Source organism: Gordonia sp. LMA484 (assembly GCF_058129505.1).
Genome location: NZ_CM176700.1, coordinates 6227318 through 6241661 on the forward strand (window position 1 = coordinate 6227318; position 14344 = coordinate 6241661).

Below are 14344 nucleotides of genomic sequence, written 5' to 3' on the forward strand. Positions count from 1 at the left end.
ATCGTCGCCGATCCACACGATCGGAGACCGCGACGTGACATCAGGAGATCAGTGTGACGAAATCCGCACGAGCCGATGGCTCGCGCCGGCGTTCCCGGCCGCGGAACACCCGGAACCGACCGACCGATGAACAACTCCTCGACGCCGCGCGGTCGGTGATCGCGGAGGTCGGGGTGCAGCGGTCGACGATGGACATGATCGCCGAGCGTGGCGGCACCACGCGGGTCACCCTGTATGCGCATTTCGGTTCGCGGGATGCGTTGGTGGAGCAGTTGGTGGAGCGTGAACTCGCCGAGTTCACCGAGTGGATGTCGGCGGCCTACGACGTGGGCGCAGACATGCAGTACGGGGCGCGTGCCCGGCATTCGGTGGAGGCGACCTTCGAGTACGCGCGCCGCAATCCCGAAGGATTCCGGATCCTGCTCGGACACCGGCAGGAGGCCGAGGACCCGGGTAGGCGGCTCTACAAAACACTGGAACCGAGTGTGGCCGCTCGACTCCGCGAAAACTATGCGACCGGTGGCGCCCGGATAGGGGCCAGCGCGGACACTCTCGCCTCGTTGTTGATCGGGATCAGCCTCGACGTCGCCTATCGTGCGCTCATCGTCGACCGGGCCGGCATCGACGCGGCCTGCGAACTGGCGGTCGCCGCGACGATGGCGGTCCTACGCGGCGTCGATCCCGAGCTGCTGCTGGCCATCGACGCATCGATGACCGACGAGTCGGCGACCGACGGATCGATGGCCGACGCATCGGCGACCGACGCATCGGCTGTGGGCAACGGCGACGACGGTCAATCGAACTCGGCGGCCACCTCGGCAGCGCGACGCAGCTGATCGGGGTCCGAACTCGTCGGGATGAGCTGTACCTCGTCGGTGCCGATCTCGGCGAACCGTGCGAGCGTGGCCACCAGCTCCTCGTCGGTGCCCGCCCATCCCGTCGTCGGTGCGATGGCGTCGACGAAGTCGGCCGGAATCCAGTTCATGTAGTGGCGGAGATGCCGGTGGACCTGCTCGCGCGGCGCGGCGCCGGAACCGAGCGCGAACCAGAACGACGTCGCGAGGTGGGGAGCAGGTCTGCCGGCCGCGGCCCAAGCCTCACGTGCGACGTCGAACAGTTCGCGCTGTTTGCCCGCGTCCAGGTCGAGCGTCACCCCGGCGACGCCGTCCGCCCAGGTCGCCGCGCTGCGGATCGTCTTCGGTCCCATCGTCCCGACATGTACCTCCGGGCCGCCCGCCCGGTGCGGTCGGGGACCGACCGGCAGAACCGATTCGGTGATCTTCTCTCCGGCCCACACCCGCCGCATGATCTCGGCGCACTCGGCGAGCGTGCGCATCGTCTGAGTCGACGGGTCCGCTCCGACCGCGTGGTAGTCCTCATGCCGACCTCCGACCCCGAGTCCCACGACGAGCCGTCCGCCGCTGAGCATGTCACCGGTGGCCAACGCCTTCGCCAGCATCACCGGATCGTGCAGTTGCGGCACCACCACCGTGGTGACCAGCCGCACCCGCTCGGTCCACGCCGACAACGCGCCGAGCAGCGTGAGGCAGTCCGGATTGTCGAAGGCGATCCGTTCTCCCCAGCACAGGGAGGAGAACGGGCCGTCGTCGATGGCTCGCGCCCAGGAGCGGAGCAGGTCTGCGTCCAACGCCGGCTCCATCACCGGCATCGTCATTCCGATGCGCACGCAAGGATTCTGGCAGACCTGTCGCCGAACGTCGGGCGAATGCCGAACGGTCGCCTCAGGACACCGCCACGGGCCCGACGGCCGGGATCGGCGCCGGGCGCCGAATGGTGGCCGGGCGCAGGGCAAACCACGCGACGACACCACCGGATGCGACCAGCAGTCCCCCGATCGCCACGGCCAGATGGAATCCGTCGAGGAAGGCCTCGGGCGGAAATGTCCCGGCCCGGAGCGACGATTGCTGCCGAGCGGTCAGGATGGCGCCGAGCACGGTGATGCCCAGCAGCGCCGCGACCTCCCGACTCGCGTTGAACACGCCCGAACCGACACCTGCCTGCTCGGCGGGCATCTGAGAGAGGACGGTCGCGGTGAGCGAGATCGTCAGACCGCCACCCATGCCGATGACGACGAAACTCGGCATCAGCCCGGCGAATCCTGTGTTCTCGCCGAGGAAGAACACCGAACTGATGCCCGCGCCCATCAACACCAGCGCCGACGACACGGTGCGATGGGCTCCGAAACGTTCGGCGAGACGATCCGACATCGCCGCTCCGGCGACCATGCACAGCGCCATCGGCAGGAATGCGGCCCCGGCCATGGTCGGGGAGAAGCCCAGCACCCCTTGCACATACAGCGACGTGAAGAAGTAGATCCCGAACAGCCCGAAGGCAAAGAGCATCAGTGCGATGAGCCCACCCGCGTAGACGCGCCGACGGAACAGGGCGAGGTCGACCATCGGCGCACGGCTGCGCTGCTCGACGCGCACGAACCCGACGATCGCACCCGCGGCGATCGCGAAGGCCGTGACGATCGGCCACGAGGTCCAGCCGAGATCGTGCCCCTGGATGAGCGCGAAGGTCAGGGCGGTCAGCCCCACGACCGACAACGACAGGCCCGGCAGATCGATGCCGTCGGAGGCCGAGGCCCGTGATTCGTCGACGGCCATCAGCGCCAGCACGGCGGTGATGATGCCGAAGGGCACGTTGACGAAGAAGATCCACCCCCACGAAACGTACTGGGTGAAGACACCGCCGAGCAGTGGTCCGAGGGCGACGGACACGGCGCCGACCGAGCCCCACACCGCGACGGCCGCGTTGCGGGCCCGGGTGTCGGCGAAGGTGGCCGAGATGATGGCCAGGGTGGTGGGCGTGATCATCGCGGCGCCGACGCCCTGGACGGCGCGTGCGGCGATGAGCATCTCGGCGGACCCGGCGAGTCCGGCGACGAGCGACGACGCACTGAACACGGCGAGGCCGCCGAGCAGCATGCGTCGGCGGCCCAGCAGGTCGGCGAGCCGACCGCCCATGAGCATCAGCGCCGAGAACGTCAGGATGTACGCGCTGACGACCCATTCGAGGCCCGCGGTGTCGAGGTTCAGTTCCCGCTGGATGTCGGGGATGGCGACGTTGACGATGTTGTTGTCGAGGTAGGTCATGAAGGTGGCCAGGGACACCGACAGCAACGCCAGGCGCTGCCGACGGGTCATGGACGGACGGTCGGACATGAGGACTCCTATACGAAGCAAATGTACACCGTATATGTACGCCATATAGGAGAACTCTTACGGTGTATAGTTGTCAAGCGTGGGTGCGAAAACAGCAGGTAAGAAGGTCGACGAGGCGCGGTTGAACCGCGACGCCGTGGTCGATCGGGCCCTCGATATCGCCGACGTCGAGGGCTTGGACGCGGTGAGTGTGCGGCGCATGGCGCAGGAGTTCGGGGTCACGCCGATGGCGCTGTACTGGCATTTCAAGAACAAGGACGAGATGCGCGCGGCCCTTGGTGATCGGCTCATCGAGACCGTGGTCGCGCCCGACGCGGACCTGGCCGGCGAGGAGTACATCCGGCAGATCCTGGCGGCGCTGATCGAATCGCTGCGCAGGCATCCGTCGGCCGCCCAACTCGTACCGGGGCGGATCATGCAGTGCGAGACCGGTCGGGATCTGACCGAGAAGACCCTCGCGCACCTCCTCGACGCCGGTTATACGCCCGCCGCGTCCGTCGCGGTGGCCCGCAACGCCCTGCTGACCGCGGTGACCCTGGTGATCGGTATCCCGGGCGCCGAGCTCACCCTGCCGGCGGCCGATCGCGACGAGATGCGCCGCCACAAGCTCGCGGCGCTGCTGGCTCTACCGGACGACCGCTTCCCGCACCTCAAGAGCGTCGCCGACGAGATGGTGCGCTGCGACGACGAGGACGAGTACTTCCGAGTCGGTGTCGACCTGTTCATCGACGGTGTCACCGGGATGAAGGGACGTTGAACATGCTCTGCTTCAACGTTTTTCGACCAGATAGAGATGCTCGGTCACGTGCGTGCCGCGTCCGCGCAGATTTCGGCTGCCACGAAAGGCGTTGTAGCGTGCACGGAATTCGGTGACCGTACCGACGGACTCGAGGATGTCCGACATCTCTTCGGGTGCGATGAACCCCTCGTCGTTGAACGAGACGAGCAGGAAGCAGGCATCGAGTCCGGTGACGAGATCGCGTAGGAGATCGGCGGATTCGCGTCGAACGTTGTAGCGCGAGCGATTCCAGTCGACGGGGATGCCGGAGACCGGGCTGATCGATGAGGGCCGCTGGTGGTGCGTCAGCAGGTTCAGCATGAAGTAGTTGGAACCGTACGGATGTTGGTTGTACGGGGGGTCGAGATAGGCGAGATCCACCGGGCCGACGTGATCGGGCAGCGCGTTGGCGTCCATCTGAAGGACTCGCTTGGCGCTGTCATGGCGACTGAGGACCGGCGGCGCCAGGCGAATGGTGCCCAGGATGCGCAGCAGTGCATCCTGGTGCGCGCCCCCGAACCGCCCGATCCCGGTTTGCTTGTCCTTGTAGAAGCCCTTGAACACGCCGGACGTGTTGGCGTGGACCGATGCCTGGGAAAGTAACGGCGCCAACAGGAATGGCCTCATACGGTCGTCGACCCCATCGATCAGCGTGGCGTAGGCGTCGAGGCGTCGGGCGTTGTCACGTGTGAAGAAGACTCGTTCACCCGGCCGGATGTTCGTGTCGTCGCGGGGTGCGTAGAGCTCCTCGATGAATCCGTCTACCGAATGTCCGCCGTCGACCTCGGCGTTGAGTTCGTCGACAAGCGTTGTGACATCGGCGAGGTCGACGTCGCGTCGGTTCGTGAGGAAGCACTCGCTCATCACCCGCGCATAGGACTCGAGGTCGTTGGCGATCACCAGCTCGGCTCGGGACTTCAGCAGCCGCGACACCGCGCCGCTGCCGGAGAACGCATCCAGGACGGTCAGCTTCCGACCGAGCCGGGCGTGCACGGTGTCGGCGGCCGCGTCGATCAGGCCGAGCAGCGACCGCTTGTTGCCGAGATAGGTGAGCAGTTGCTCCGACAGATACCGCGGGTCCTCGGCGATGGAGTCGGATTCGTCGGTGACCGCTCGCAGGGCAGGGGTGATCGCGGATGCTGGTTCGGACGAGCGCGTCGGGGACACTGCCACGATCCTCACACGATGCCGGCCGAAACGCGGGACGATCGACCGAACTCACGCGATCCGTGAGGCTGGGGAGCGAGCTTGCGAGCGGAGGGCCGCTCCCTGAGCGTCACCACTCGGTCCCTGAGGAGCCTCCGAGCTTGCGGGCGTCCCCACCCGCTCCCTGAGGAGCCTCCGAGCTTGCGGGCGTCCCCTCCCGCCCCCTGAGGAGCCTCCGAGCCAGCGAGCGTCCCCACCCGCTCCCTGAGGAGCCTCCGAGCCTGCGAGGATGCGTCACCACTCGGTCCCTGAGGAGCCTCCGAGCTTGCGAGGATGCGTCACCACTCGGTCCCTGAGGAGCCTCCGAGCTTGCGAGGATGCGTCACCACCCGCTCCCTGAGGAGCCTCCGAGCTTGCGAGGATGCGTCACGAAGGGCGCCCCTTCGTGACGGTCCTCCGCTGGCGCTCCGGACCTCTTCAGGGGGCAGATTGGTGCGGTCCTCCGCTAGCGCTCCGGACCACCTCAGGGAGCGGTGGGTGCGGTCCTCCGCTGGCGCTCCGGACCTCCTCAGGGGGCAGATTGGTGCGGTCCTCCGGTAGCGCCCCGCTGGCGCTCCGGACCTCCTCAGGCGCCGGGGGCTGCTCGGAGCCTCACGAAGCACAGATGAATTCGATGTCCACACAAACTGTTTCGCGATATGCAACTGGACTTGTATTGTGCTGTCGAAGAATTTTGACGGCGTGCTCATCCTATGATGAAAACCCCAGGTAATAAGCCATTTTGGCGTCGACGACGGTAAGCGCACCTTGAGGGTCTCCTGAGCGCAGCCTGTGATCCGTGTTAGGTTCACAAGCGCAGAAAGCGATCTAATCGGAGAAGTTGGGCGTTGGCCCGGTGGCCGCAGTACATGACTGCGGTCTTCTCGGCGCGCGTTCCGGCTGTTTCCCGGAAGGCTGAGTTCATGGCATTGTCATTGGTCAAGAGGTTCGTCCACCGGCGATCGGTGAGTACGTTCGCGTGTGCCGCCCTGGTGGCCGCAAGTCTCGCGGCTTGTTCGTCGACCGACTCGGACAGTGATTCGAGTCTGCTCCAGCAGCTGCAGGACAAGGGGACGGTCACGGTCGGGTTCGCAGGTGAGGCGCCGTATTCGTTCGAGGAGAACGGACAGCTGACCGGTGCGACCGTGGCCCTGCACCGCGAGATCTTCAAACAACTCGGCATCGACAACGTCGAGGGTGTCAACGCCGACTTCGGAGCGCTCATCCCGGGTCTGCAGGCAAACCGCTTCGACGTGGTCAGCGCCGGGATGTCGATCCTGCCGGAACGGTGCAAGCAGGCGGCGTTCAGCGACCCCGAGTTCAATTACACGACCGCGCTGATGGTGCCCACCGGCAACCCGAAGAACCTCACGAACATGCAGTCGGTCGCCGACAGCGGAGCTCGACTGGCCACCATGACCGGCGCCATCGAGTCTGACTACGCGAAGAGCCTCGGCATCAACAACATGCAGGTCGCGACGCCGCAGGACGGGATGGATGCAGTCACCTCGGGCCGAGCGGACGTGTTCGCGTTGACCGGGATCTCGCTGAACTGGATGAAGAACAACAACCCCGACGCGCCGGTCGACGTCACGCCGTCCTTTGTCGCCGTCATCGACGGCAAACCGCAGGTGGGCGCGGGCGGTACCGTGTTCCGCACCAACGACAAAGACCTCCTCGAGGCGTATAACGCCGAGCTGAAGAAGATCACGTCGGACCCGGACAAGTACCTGTCGATCGTCGGTAAGTTCGGCTTCACAAAGGAGGAGCTGCCCGATCCCAACCTGACGACCGCCGACCTCTGCGCGGGCAACATCTGAGGCTGTCGGTAATCGCCTGTGGGTGACAACATCGATGCCTTCCTGGATGCGTGGCCGCGCATCCAGGAAGGCATACTCACCACGATCTATCTGACTCTCGGCGGGGCGACGCTGGCCTTTGTGCTCGCCCTGGTGTTGGGGGTTGCAGAAGGCGCGCGGTGGATGGTGATCCGGGGGACCGCGCGCGTCTTCGTCGAGTTCTTCCGGGGCACATCACTGCTGGTCCAACTGTTCTGGCTGTTCTATGTGCTGCCACTCTTCGGCTACCAGCTGGACCCGATGTTCTGCGGCATCCTCGCGTTGGGCCTCAATTACGGTGCCTACGGCGCCGAGGTGGTCCGCGGATCGCTCGCGGCGATCCCCGCTCCGCAGTGGGAAGCGGCAGTGGCACTGAACTTCTCTACCTGGCAGCGACTGCACCGGATCATCTTTCCGCAGGCCTGGGTGCAAATGATCCCGCCGTTGAACAACCTGCTCATCCAGTTGATGAAGGGCACCGCGCTGGCGAGCTTCATCCTGCTGCAGGACCTCACCTATGAGATCGAACAGTTGCGGCGGGGTACCGGCGACACCTTGTTCTCCTTCGGTGTCGGGCTGGTTCTGTACTTCTGCTTCGCGTACGTGTTGACCCTGATCATGAACCTGCTGGAGATGCGCGCGAAGTCCAGGATCGGCGTCGGCCCGACGTTGCGTGAGGTGCTGAGTCTGCGGCCGGAGCGCATCGATGAGAACGTGGGGGTCGGCCGATGAATGTGAACTGGAGCTGGCAGCGCGCTGCGGATTGTCTCCCGTTCCTGCTGGAGGGTTTCAAGATCACCCTGCTGGCAACGGTTCTGGGTTTCCTGATAGCCGCCGTGCTCGGCCTGGCGATCGCGGTGGCGCGGCGGGTGGGACCTGCGGTGGTGAGCATCCCCTTGCGGATGGTCTGTGAATTCATCAGACTCACACCGCTTGTCGTGCAGTTGCTCTTTGCCTACTACCTGCTGCCGCAGTTCACCGCGCTGCAGATCGGCATTGTGGTACTCGGCATTCATTACTCCACGTACATGGCGGAGGTGTACCGGGCCGGTATCGATTCCGTCCCACGCGGACAGTGGGAAGCAGCACATGCACTCTCGTTGCCTGCCGGGCGGATGTGGCGTGCCGTTGTTCTGCCGCAGGCGATTCGGAACACCACGCCCGCGCTGGGCAACTACGCGATCTCGATGTTCAAGGACACCCCGTTCCTGTTCGCCATCACGGTGGTCGAGATGGTCACCGCCGCGCAGCAATACGGTGCCCGGACGTTCCAGTATCTGGAGCCGATCACCATCGCCGGCGTCATCTTCCTGATCGCGAGCTACCCCACCTCCATTCTGATCCGAAAGCTAGAGAAGACACTTGCCTACTGACGAGAGCGCCGCCGTGTCGACCACGGAAGCCGCCGCAACCGGATCATCGATGATCGTGTTCGACAAGGTGGTCAAGCGGTTCGGCGACCACGTGGTCCTCGATCACCTCGACTTCACCGTGGCCCGTGGCGAGAGAGTCGCATTGATCGGTCCGAGTGGTTCCGGCAAGACCACCATTCTTCGGCTGCTCATGACCCTCGAGGACGCCAATGACGGAGTGATCTGGGTCGAGGGCGAACCGCTCACCCATATGTACAAGGGCGACAAGCTGGTCAAGGCGTCGCAGAAACATCTGCGTGCCGTCCGATCCAAGATCGGCATGGTGTTTCAGCAGTTCAACCTCTTCCCGAACATGACCGTGCTGGAGAACATCACCGAGGCGCCCGTTCATGTACTGGGAAAGAGCAAATCGGAGGCGGTGGCCCGCGCCCGGGAACTGCTGGCGACGGTCGGCCTGCAGGACAAGGAAGACGCTCACCCGACGAAACTTTCCGGCGGACAACAGCAGCGCGTGGCGATCGCACGTGCTCTCGCGATGGATCCCGACATCCTGTTGCTCGACGAGGTCACCTCCGCGCTCGATCCCGAACTCGTCGCCGACGTGCTCGGGGTACTCCGACGAATCGCCGAGACGACCGACATCACCATGCTCATCGTCACCCACGAGATGGGGTTCGCCCGCGACGTCGCCGACCGGGTGCTCGTCTTCGATCAGGGACGGATCGTCGAGGAGGGCGCCCCGCAGCAGATCTTCGGTGCTCCGCAGCAGGAGCGGACCCGGACCTTCCTCAAGGCGGTCGTCGAGCACTGACCACACAGCAGTCGGCCCGGTCGGGAAACTCCCGGCCGGGCCGACTGCTGTGTGTGATGGGTCAGGAGACCGCGGGTCTACGCCCCGATCCCAGCCCGATGTCGGCGGTGTTGCGCTGTCCGGCGACCACGCTCACCTGCACTGCGGCGGGCTCGTACATGTTGGCCACCACGGTGAACTGGGCATCGGTCAGACCCCCTCGATCCGGTAGCGCCCGTCCGCGTCGGTCGTCACCGACGCGACGATCGTCTGATCCGGCCCGATCGCCGACACCGTTGCGCCGGCCAGGGGACCACCGTCCGGAGTCCGCACCGTGCCCTGAACCCCGCCGGTGGCGACCAGGACCAGATCGATGTCCGCGGGTGCGGACGAATCGACGGTGACGAGCTGACTCGTGGGCTGATAGCCGGGAGCCGATGCCGTGACCGCGACGGTGTCGCCCTCCGACACGCCGTTGATGGCGAAGCTGCCGTCGGAGTCTGCGTGCGCCCGCGTGACGACCGCGCCCGACTGATCGGTGACGATCAGGCTTGCCGGCAGCGGCCGGTGCGCATCGCGGACATGGCCCTTGATCACCGATCCGCCGGCGAGGGTGAAGTCCCTCCGGAAGATCAAATCCCCGACGACCGACACGGTCAGCGCCCTGGGCAATCGGCCCGGGGCCGTGGCGATGACGGTGTACGTACCGTCCGCGAGGTCGCGGATCGCGTAGGTGCCGTCGTCGTGGATCGCCGTCGTACCGGCCTGATGCCCCCGCACATCGGTGACTGTGACGGCCGCGCCGCGCAGCGGTGCGCTGTCCGATCCGGTGATCCGTCCGGCGATCCGCGGGCGGTCCGCCGTCGGTTCGGCGTCGGCCGACCCGACGACACTCGTGGCGTCCCGCCGATGGCGCGGGCCGTACATGTGGGCTTCGTCGATCAACTCGGCCGACGACGCCATGCCGGCATCGGCGGCGACCGCCGCCAGCTCGGCGCCCACACTCTCTGGGGTGGTCGTCTTCTTCGAACCGGTGAACAGCGAGGCGATCGCACCGATCACACAGCAGATGAGTGCGAAGGTGAACGCAGCGGTCAGACCGTCGGAGAACGGATCACTGATCAGGTGGGGGAAGAAGTCCAGACCGGTCAGGTGGTCGACCGCGGACTGCGGAAGCCCCTGCAGCGCCTGGCCGCCGACCTCACGGATCGGGTTGTAGCCGAGGAACGCGGCGAACAGGATGCCGACAGTCGGTAGGTGGGCGATGCCGTTCGCGGGAGCGTCGGGCATGCCGTTGGCGGTGAGGCCGCTGAACATCGCCGTCGGCAGATGCGCGCTCAGCCCGGCGATCATCAGGGAGAAGAACAGCCCGATGGACAGCACCATGGCAGCGTTCTGGAACGTCGTCATCATGCCCGCACCCGAACCTCGGGATGTGATCGGCAGGCTGTTCATCACCTCGGCACGGTTCGGAGAGGCGAAGAGCCCCATGCCGATACCGTTGATCAACATGATCAGCGCGAAGACCCAGTAGTCGAAATCGACCGGGATCGCGATCAGCCCGGCGAAGGTGCCCGCGGTGATGAGCATGCCGATCGTGGTGAACCACTTGGTGCCCAGCTTGTCCGACAGCGCACCCGAGATGGGAGCACTGAGCAGGAAGCCGATCGTCATGGGCACCATGTAGATACCGGCCCACAGCGGTGTGCGTGAGTAGTCGAAGCCGTGCTGCGGGAGCCAGATGCCCTGCAGCCAGATGATCAGGATGAACTGCAGGCCGCCGCGGCCGATCGACGCCATGAGGTTGGCGAGGTTGCCGAATGCGAACGAGCGATTCTTGAACAGCGACAGTTCGAAGAGCGGGCTCTCGACCTTGGTCTCGATGAGCACGAAGATGGCGAGGACGATGACGCCGCCGATGAGTCCGGTGAGAACCCACGGGTTACCCCAGCCCATGTTGGACGTGCCGTAGGGCTGGATGCCGTAGGTGATCGCGATGAGGATCGCGATCAGGCCGACGGCGAACGTGATGTTGCCCCACCAGTCCATCTTGGCCTTGCGACGCTCGCCGGTGTCGTGCAGCTTCATGTACGCCCAGACAGTGCCGACCAGGCCGAACGGCACCGACACGAGAAAGATGAAGTGCCACTGGATCGGTGCCAGGAGGCCACCGATGAGCAGGCCGAGGAACGAGCCCGCGATCGCGGCCACACCGTTGATGCCCATGGCCAGTCCGCGCTGGTTGGCGGGGAATGCGTCGGTGAGGATCGCCGACGAGTTGGCCATCAGGAATGCCCCGCCGACGCCTTGGACGATGCGCCAGAAGATGAGCCAGATCGCTGCTTCGGAGCCGTCGAACCAGGTGATGGCCAGGAAGATCGACGAGATGGTGAAGATGGCGAAGCCCATGTTGTACATGCGGGCTCGGCCGAACATGTCGCCGAGGCGTCCGAAGCTGACCACGAGTACTGCGGTGACGACGAGGAAGCCCATCATCATCCACAGCAGGTAGCTGGTGTTCTGGGGCTCAAGGGGATTGAGATGGATGCCCTTGAAGATGTCGGGCAGCGCGATCAGCACGATCGAGCTGTTGATCGTGGCGATCAGCATACCCAACGTCGTGTTGGACAGGGCGATCCACTTGTAGTTGGGGCCAAGTTCGGAGAGCGAACGCTGGCGGGAGCCCCGGCTGGGCTGCCCCGCTGCGGCGCCGCCGGTGTCGGCCACGGCGTGCTGTGACATTGGTGCCTTTCGGAATTTATGAGAACAAGATCAATGCGGCCGGTGACGGACTACGGTGTCCGGGTCGCCTGGATGTCGAGATTCACGGTCGCGGTACCGCCGATCTGTGCGACCCCGCTGATCAGCTTCTCGTCGAAGCTGATCCCGAAGTCGTTGCGCCGCAACGTGCCGGTGGCGCGGAATCCTGCACGGTGTCCGCCCCAGGGGTCGTCGACCTCACCGAGGTAGGTCATCTCGAGCGTCACCGGTACCGCGGTTCCCCGCAGGGTCAGGGAGCCGGCCAGCGTCCACGTCTCATCGGTGGCGGGACGGACCTGCGTGGCCCGGAACTCGGCGATCGGATACTGCTCGACGTCGAAGAAGGCATCCGACCGGAGGTGGTCGTCGCGGGTGCGGTTGTCGGTGTCGATGCTCGAGGTCTTGATCTCGGCGACCACCCGCGATTGCTCGACGTCCTCGGGTACCTCGATCTGGCCGGTGAAGTCGGTGAATCGGCCCTTGATCGTGGCGATGCCGAAGTGGCGCACGCTGATCTCGATGGCGGAGTGGCTCGGATCGATCTCCCACCGCCCGGCCCCCGGCGTCGGTGCGCCGCCCGCGCGCGCCGCGGTGATCTCACCGAGGCTCACCGGCCCGGTGCCCGACACCACGGCGACGCGTGCGGCCGGCTGATAGCCGTCGGCGGTGATCACGACGGTGTACGTGCCGGCGTCCAGGTCTGCGGCGGCAACCGAACCATCGGTGTCGGCGCGCGCGATGGCGCGCTGTTCACCGGATTGCGACATCACGGTCATCACCGCCGCATCCAGTGGGTTGCCGCTCGACGTCGAAACGCGTGCTGTGATGGTGCTGCTCATGCTTCCCCCTTTGCGCCGAGAACGAATTCGTGGGTGACGACGTGACCGGCCTCTATGTCGATCGTCGCGGCCTGCGGGGCATAACCATTCGCGATGACCGTGTAGTCGCCGGGTGCCAGATTCGCGAACAGGTAGCGCCCGTTCTCGTCGGTGAGAGCGCTGGCCGCCATCTCCCCGGCATCGTTGAGGAGGGCGACCTGGCTGTGGGTGAAGGGTGCGACGGAGTCACCGGAGCCGATGCTGATGAGCCCGCCGAGTTCGGCTGCGGTTCTCAGCACGACATCGACCGTCGCGCCCGCGGCCGGGTCGATCGTGACCGGTTCGGCCACAGGATCGCATCCGGGAGCCGTGACGATCACGGTGTAGGTCCCTGCGGGCAATCCGCTCGCCACCCAACGGCCCTGGGCGTCGGTGACGGCCGTTGCGCTGACATGGCCGGTGTGATCGGCGATCGCGACGGTTGCGGTCGCCACGGGTTCACCGGTCGCTGACGTCGTCACGGTGCCGCCGAGTGCGGCCATCGAGGCCAGGACGACGTCCACATCGATCGGTGTGCTGCCGACGGTCATGGTCAGCGCCGACGGTTCGTATCCGGCGGCCGAGGCGACCAGGACGTAGTGCCCGCCCGCGGACACCTCGGCGACAAAGCCGCCGGCGGCATCGGCGATCGACCGCGCCGCCTGACGGCCGTTCGGGTCGATCACCGTCACCGTGGCGTCCCCGAGCGCATCTCCACCGGCCGACCGGACCTGGCCGCGGATCACGCCGCTCATCGCATCGGTCACGCCTGAGTTGATCGGATCGTGCCGGTGACCATTGGTGTCAGGCTGCATCAGGCTCCCCCCTCCGTTGTCGTGTCGTCTCCATGAGAGTTGTCTGGCTCGGCTGGTGTGAGCTCGCACATCGTGTCGGCGAGGAGCCGGATCGAACGTCGGACCGTGTCGCGCTCAGGTCCGTCGAGGCGGCGCAGTGCCACCTCGAAGAGTTCGGAACTCCGCGACGACGCGCCCTCGATGTAGCCGATCCCTGCGTCGGTCGGGGTGAGCAGGCTTACCCGGCCGTCGTGGGGATCGGTTGTGCGGGTGACCATTCCGTACCGCTCCAGGCAGGCGATCACTCGCGACACCGTCGGACCGGTGACCCCTTCGCGGTCGGCGAGTTCGGTCGCCCGGATGGGCGCGTGTTGCGAGATGGTCCACAACGCAGACATCTGCCCGGCGGACAGTGGGCCGTCGGGTGACTTCGCCCGCAGCGCGCGGCGGATGCGGATGAAGTCGCGGTGCACGGCAGCGGCGCCGCCTAGTGATGCTGTGGTTGTGAAACCCATGGTTCGACCCTCGCCCATCGAGTGAAGTCCCTCCGACAGACAACTACTTAGTAAGACTAAATTAAAATTACTTAGCCAGACTAAGTGATTGTCGGTCGCTACGCCTCATCGAAACGGTGTGAAGTGGGCTACATCCGGTCCGAGAATCCCGGCAAATCAGCCGATTTCGGACAACAATGGCCTCCCGCCGGTCGGTCGAAAGGCGGTGTGGTCCCAGATTGCCGGGATCCCGCGCGACGCCACCGCGCTGAGATTTCGCGCGATTT

Annotated in this window: 13 protein-coding genes; 6 read left to right on the forward strand and 7 right to left on the reverse strand. The window is 65.7% G+C overall.

Annotation, left to right across the window (positions count from 1 at the left end; all coding sequences use genetic code 11):
* Positions 1-53: 53 nt before the first annotated feature.
* Positions 54-836, forward strand: a complete 783-nt coding sequence (locus AC4AMJ_RS27705; protein WP_489916141.1) for a TetR/AcrR family transcriptional regulator — start codon at positions 54-56, stop codon at positions 834-836.
* Here the strand turns inward: AC4AMJ_RS27705 and AC4AMJ_RS27710 are convergent.
* Complete coding sequence (locus AC4AMJ_RS27710) at positions 794-1675, reverse strand: LLM class flavin-dependent oxidoreductase (protein WP_489918531.1); 882 nt, start codon at positions 1673-1675, stop codon at positions 794-796. The genes AC4AMJ_RS27705 and AC4AMJ_RS27710 overlap by 43 nt on opposite strands.
* A 67-nt stretch (positions 1676-1742) precedes the next feature.
* Complete coding sequence (locus tag AC4AMJ_RS27715; protein ID WP_489897890.1) at positions 1743-3188, reverse strand: MFS transporter; 1446 nt, start codon at positions 3186-3188, stop codon at positions 1743-1745.
* Positions 3189-3267: 79 nt separating this feature from the next.
* On the opposite strand from AC4AMJ_RS27715, the gene AC4AMJ_RS27720 reads away from it, so the two are divergent.
* Positions 3268-3945 (forward strand): TetR family transcriptional regulator, encoded by a 678-nt coding sequence (locus tag AC4AMJ_RS27720; protein WP_489916143.1) that lies wholly within the window; start codon positions 3268-3270, stop codon positions 3943-3945.
* 12 nt (positions 3946-3957) lie between these two features.
* On the opposite strand, the gene AC4AMJ_RS27725 is transcribed toward AC4AMJ_RS27720, so the two are convergent.
* On the reverse strand, positions 3958-5133 hold the full coding sequence (locus AC4AMJ_RS27725; RefSeq protein ID WP_489916145.1) for a DNA adenine methylase: 1176 nt from the start codon (positions 5131-5133) through the stop codon (positions 3958-3960).
* 941 nt (positions 5134-6074) lie between these two features.
* Between AC4AMJ_RS27725 and ehuB the strand changes: the two genes are divergently transcribed.
* The 4 genes from ehuB to ehuA are packed head-to-tail and all read left to right on the forward strand — an operon-like array spanning position 6075 to position 9173.
* Positions 6075-6971: an ectoine/hydroxyectoine ABC transporter substrate-binding protein EhuB gene (gene ehuB / locus AC4AMJ_RS27730; RefSeq protein WP_489897887.1), complete on the forward strand. Its 897-nt coding sequence runs from the start codon at positions 6075-6077 to the stop codon at positions 6969-6971.
* 18 nt (positions 6972-6989) lie between these two features.
* Positions 6990-7721 carry an ectoine/hydroxyectoine ABC transporter permease subunit EhuC gene (gene ehuC, locus AC4AMJ_RS27735; protein WP_489897886.1) on the forward strand — a complete coding sequence of 244 codons (732 nt, stop codon included), beginning with the start codon at positions 6990-6992 and terminating at the stop codon, positions 7719-7721.
* The gene (gene ehuD, locus AC4AMJ_RS27740; protein WP_489916147.1) at positions 7718-8362 is read left to right on the forward strand and encodes an ectoine/hydroxyectoine ABC transporter permease subunit EhuD; all 645 of its coding nucleotides are present in this window, start codon (positions 7718-7720) and stop codon (positions 8360-8362) included. The genes ehuC and ehuD overlap by 4 nt, the downstream gene beginning before the upstream one ends.
* Positions 8363-8411: 49 nt before the next feature.
* Entirely contained in the window at positions 8412-9173 is a 762-nt protein-coding gene (gene ehuA / locus AC4AMJ_RS27745) for an ectoine/hydroxyectoine ABC transporter ATP-binding protein EhuA (protein ID WP_489918532.1), read from the forward strand.
* Between the two features lie 189 nt (positions 9174-9362).
* Here the strand turns inward: ehuA and AC4AMJ_RS27750 are convergent, their stop codons facing one another.
* From AC4AMJ_RS27750 to AC4AMJ_RS27765, 4 genes are read right to left on the reverse strand one after another with little or no spacing between them, the layout of a single operon-like run.
* Positions 9363-11894, reverse strand: a complete 2532-nt coding sequence (locus AC4AMJ_RS27750; RefSeq protein ID WP_489916149.1) for an MFS transporter — start codon at positions 11892-11894, stop codon at positions 9363-9365.
* 50 nt (positions 11895-11944) lie between these two features.
* The gene (locus tag AC4AMJ_RS27755; protein WP_489897883.1) at positions 11945-12751 is read right to left on the reverse strand and encodes a YceI family protein; all 807 of its coding nucleotides are present in this window, start codon (positions 12749-12751) and stop codon (positions 11945-11947) included.
* Positions 12748-13584 carry an MSCRAMM family protein gene (locus tag AC4AMJ_RS27760; protein ID WP_489916151.1) on the reverse strand — a complete coding sequence of 279 codons (837 nt, stop codon included), beginning with the start codon at positions 13582-13584 and terminating at the stop codon, positions 12748-12750. Before AC4AMJ_RS27760 ends, AC4AMJ_RS27755 begins: the two co-directional genes overlap by 4 nt.
* A complete protein-coding gene (locus AC4AMJ_RS27765) occupies positions 13584-14078 on the reverse strand; it encodes a MarR family winged helix-turn-helix transcriptional regulator (RefSeq protein WP_489897881.1) in 495 nt (164 codons plus the stop codon). Before AC4AMJ_RS27765 ends, AC4AMJ_RS27760 begins: the two co-directional genes overlap by 1 nt.
* Positions 14079-14344 lie beyond the last annotated feature (266 nt).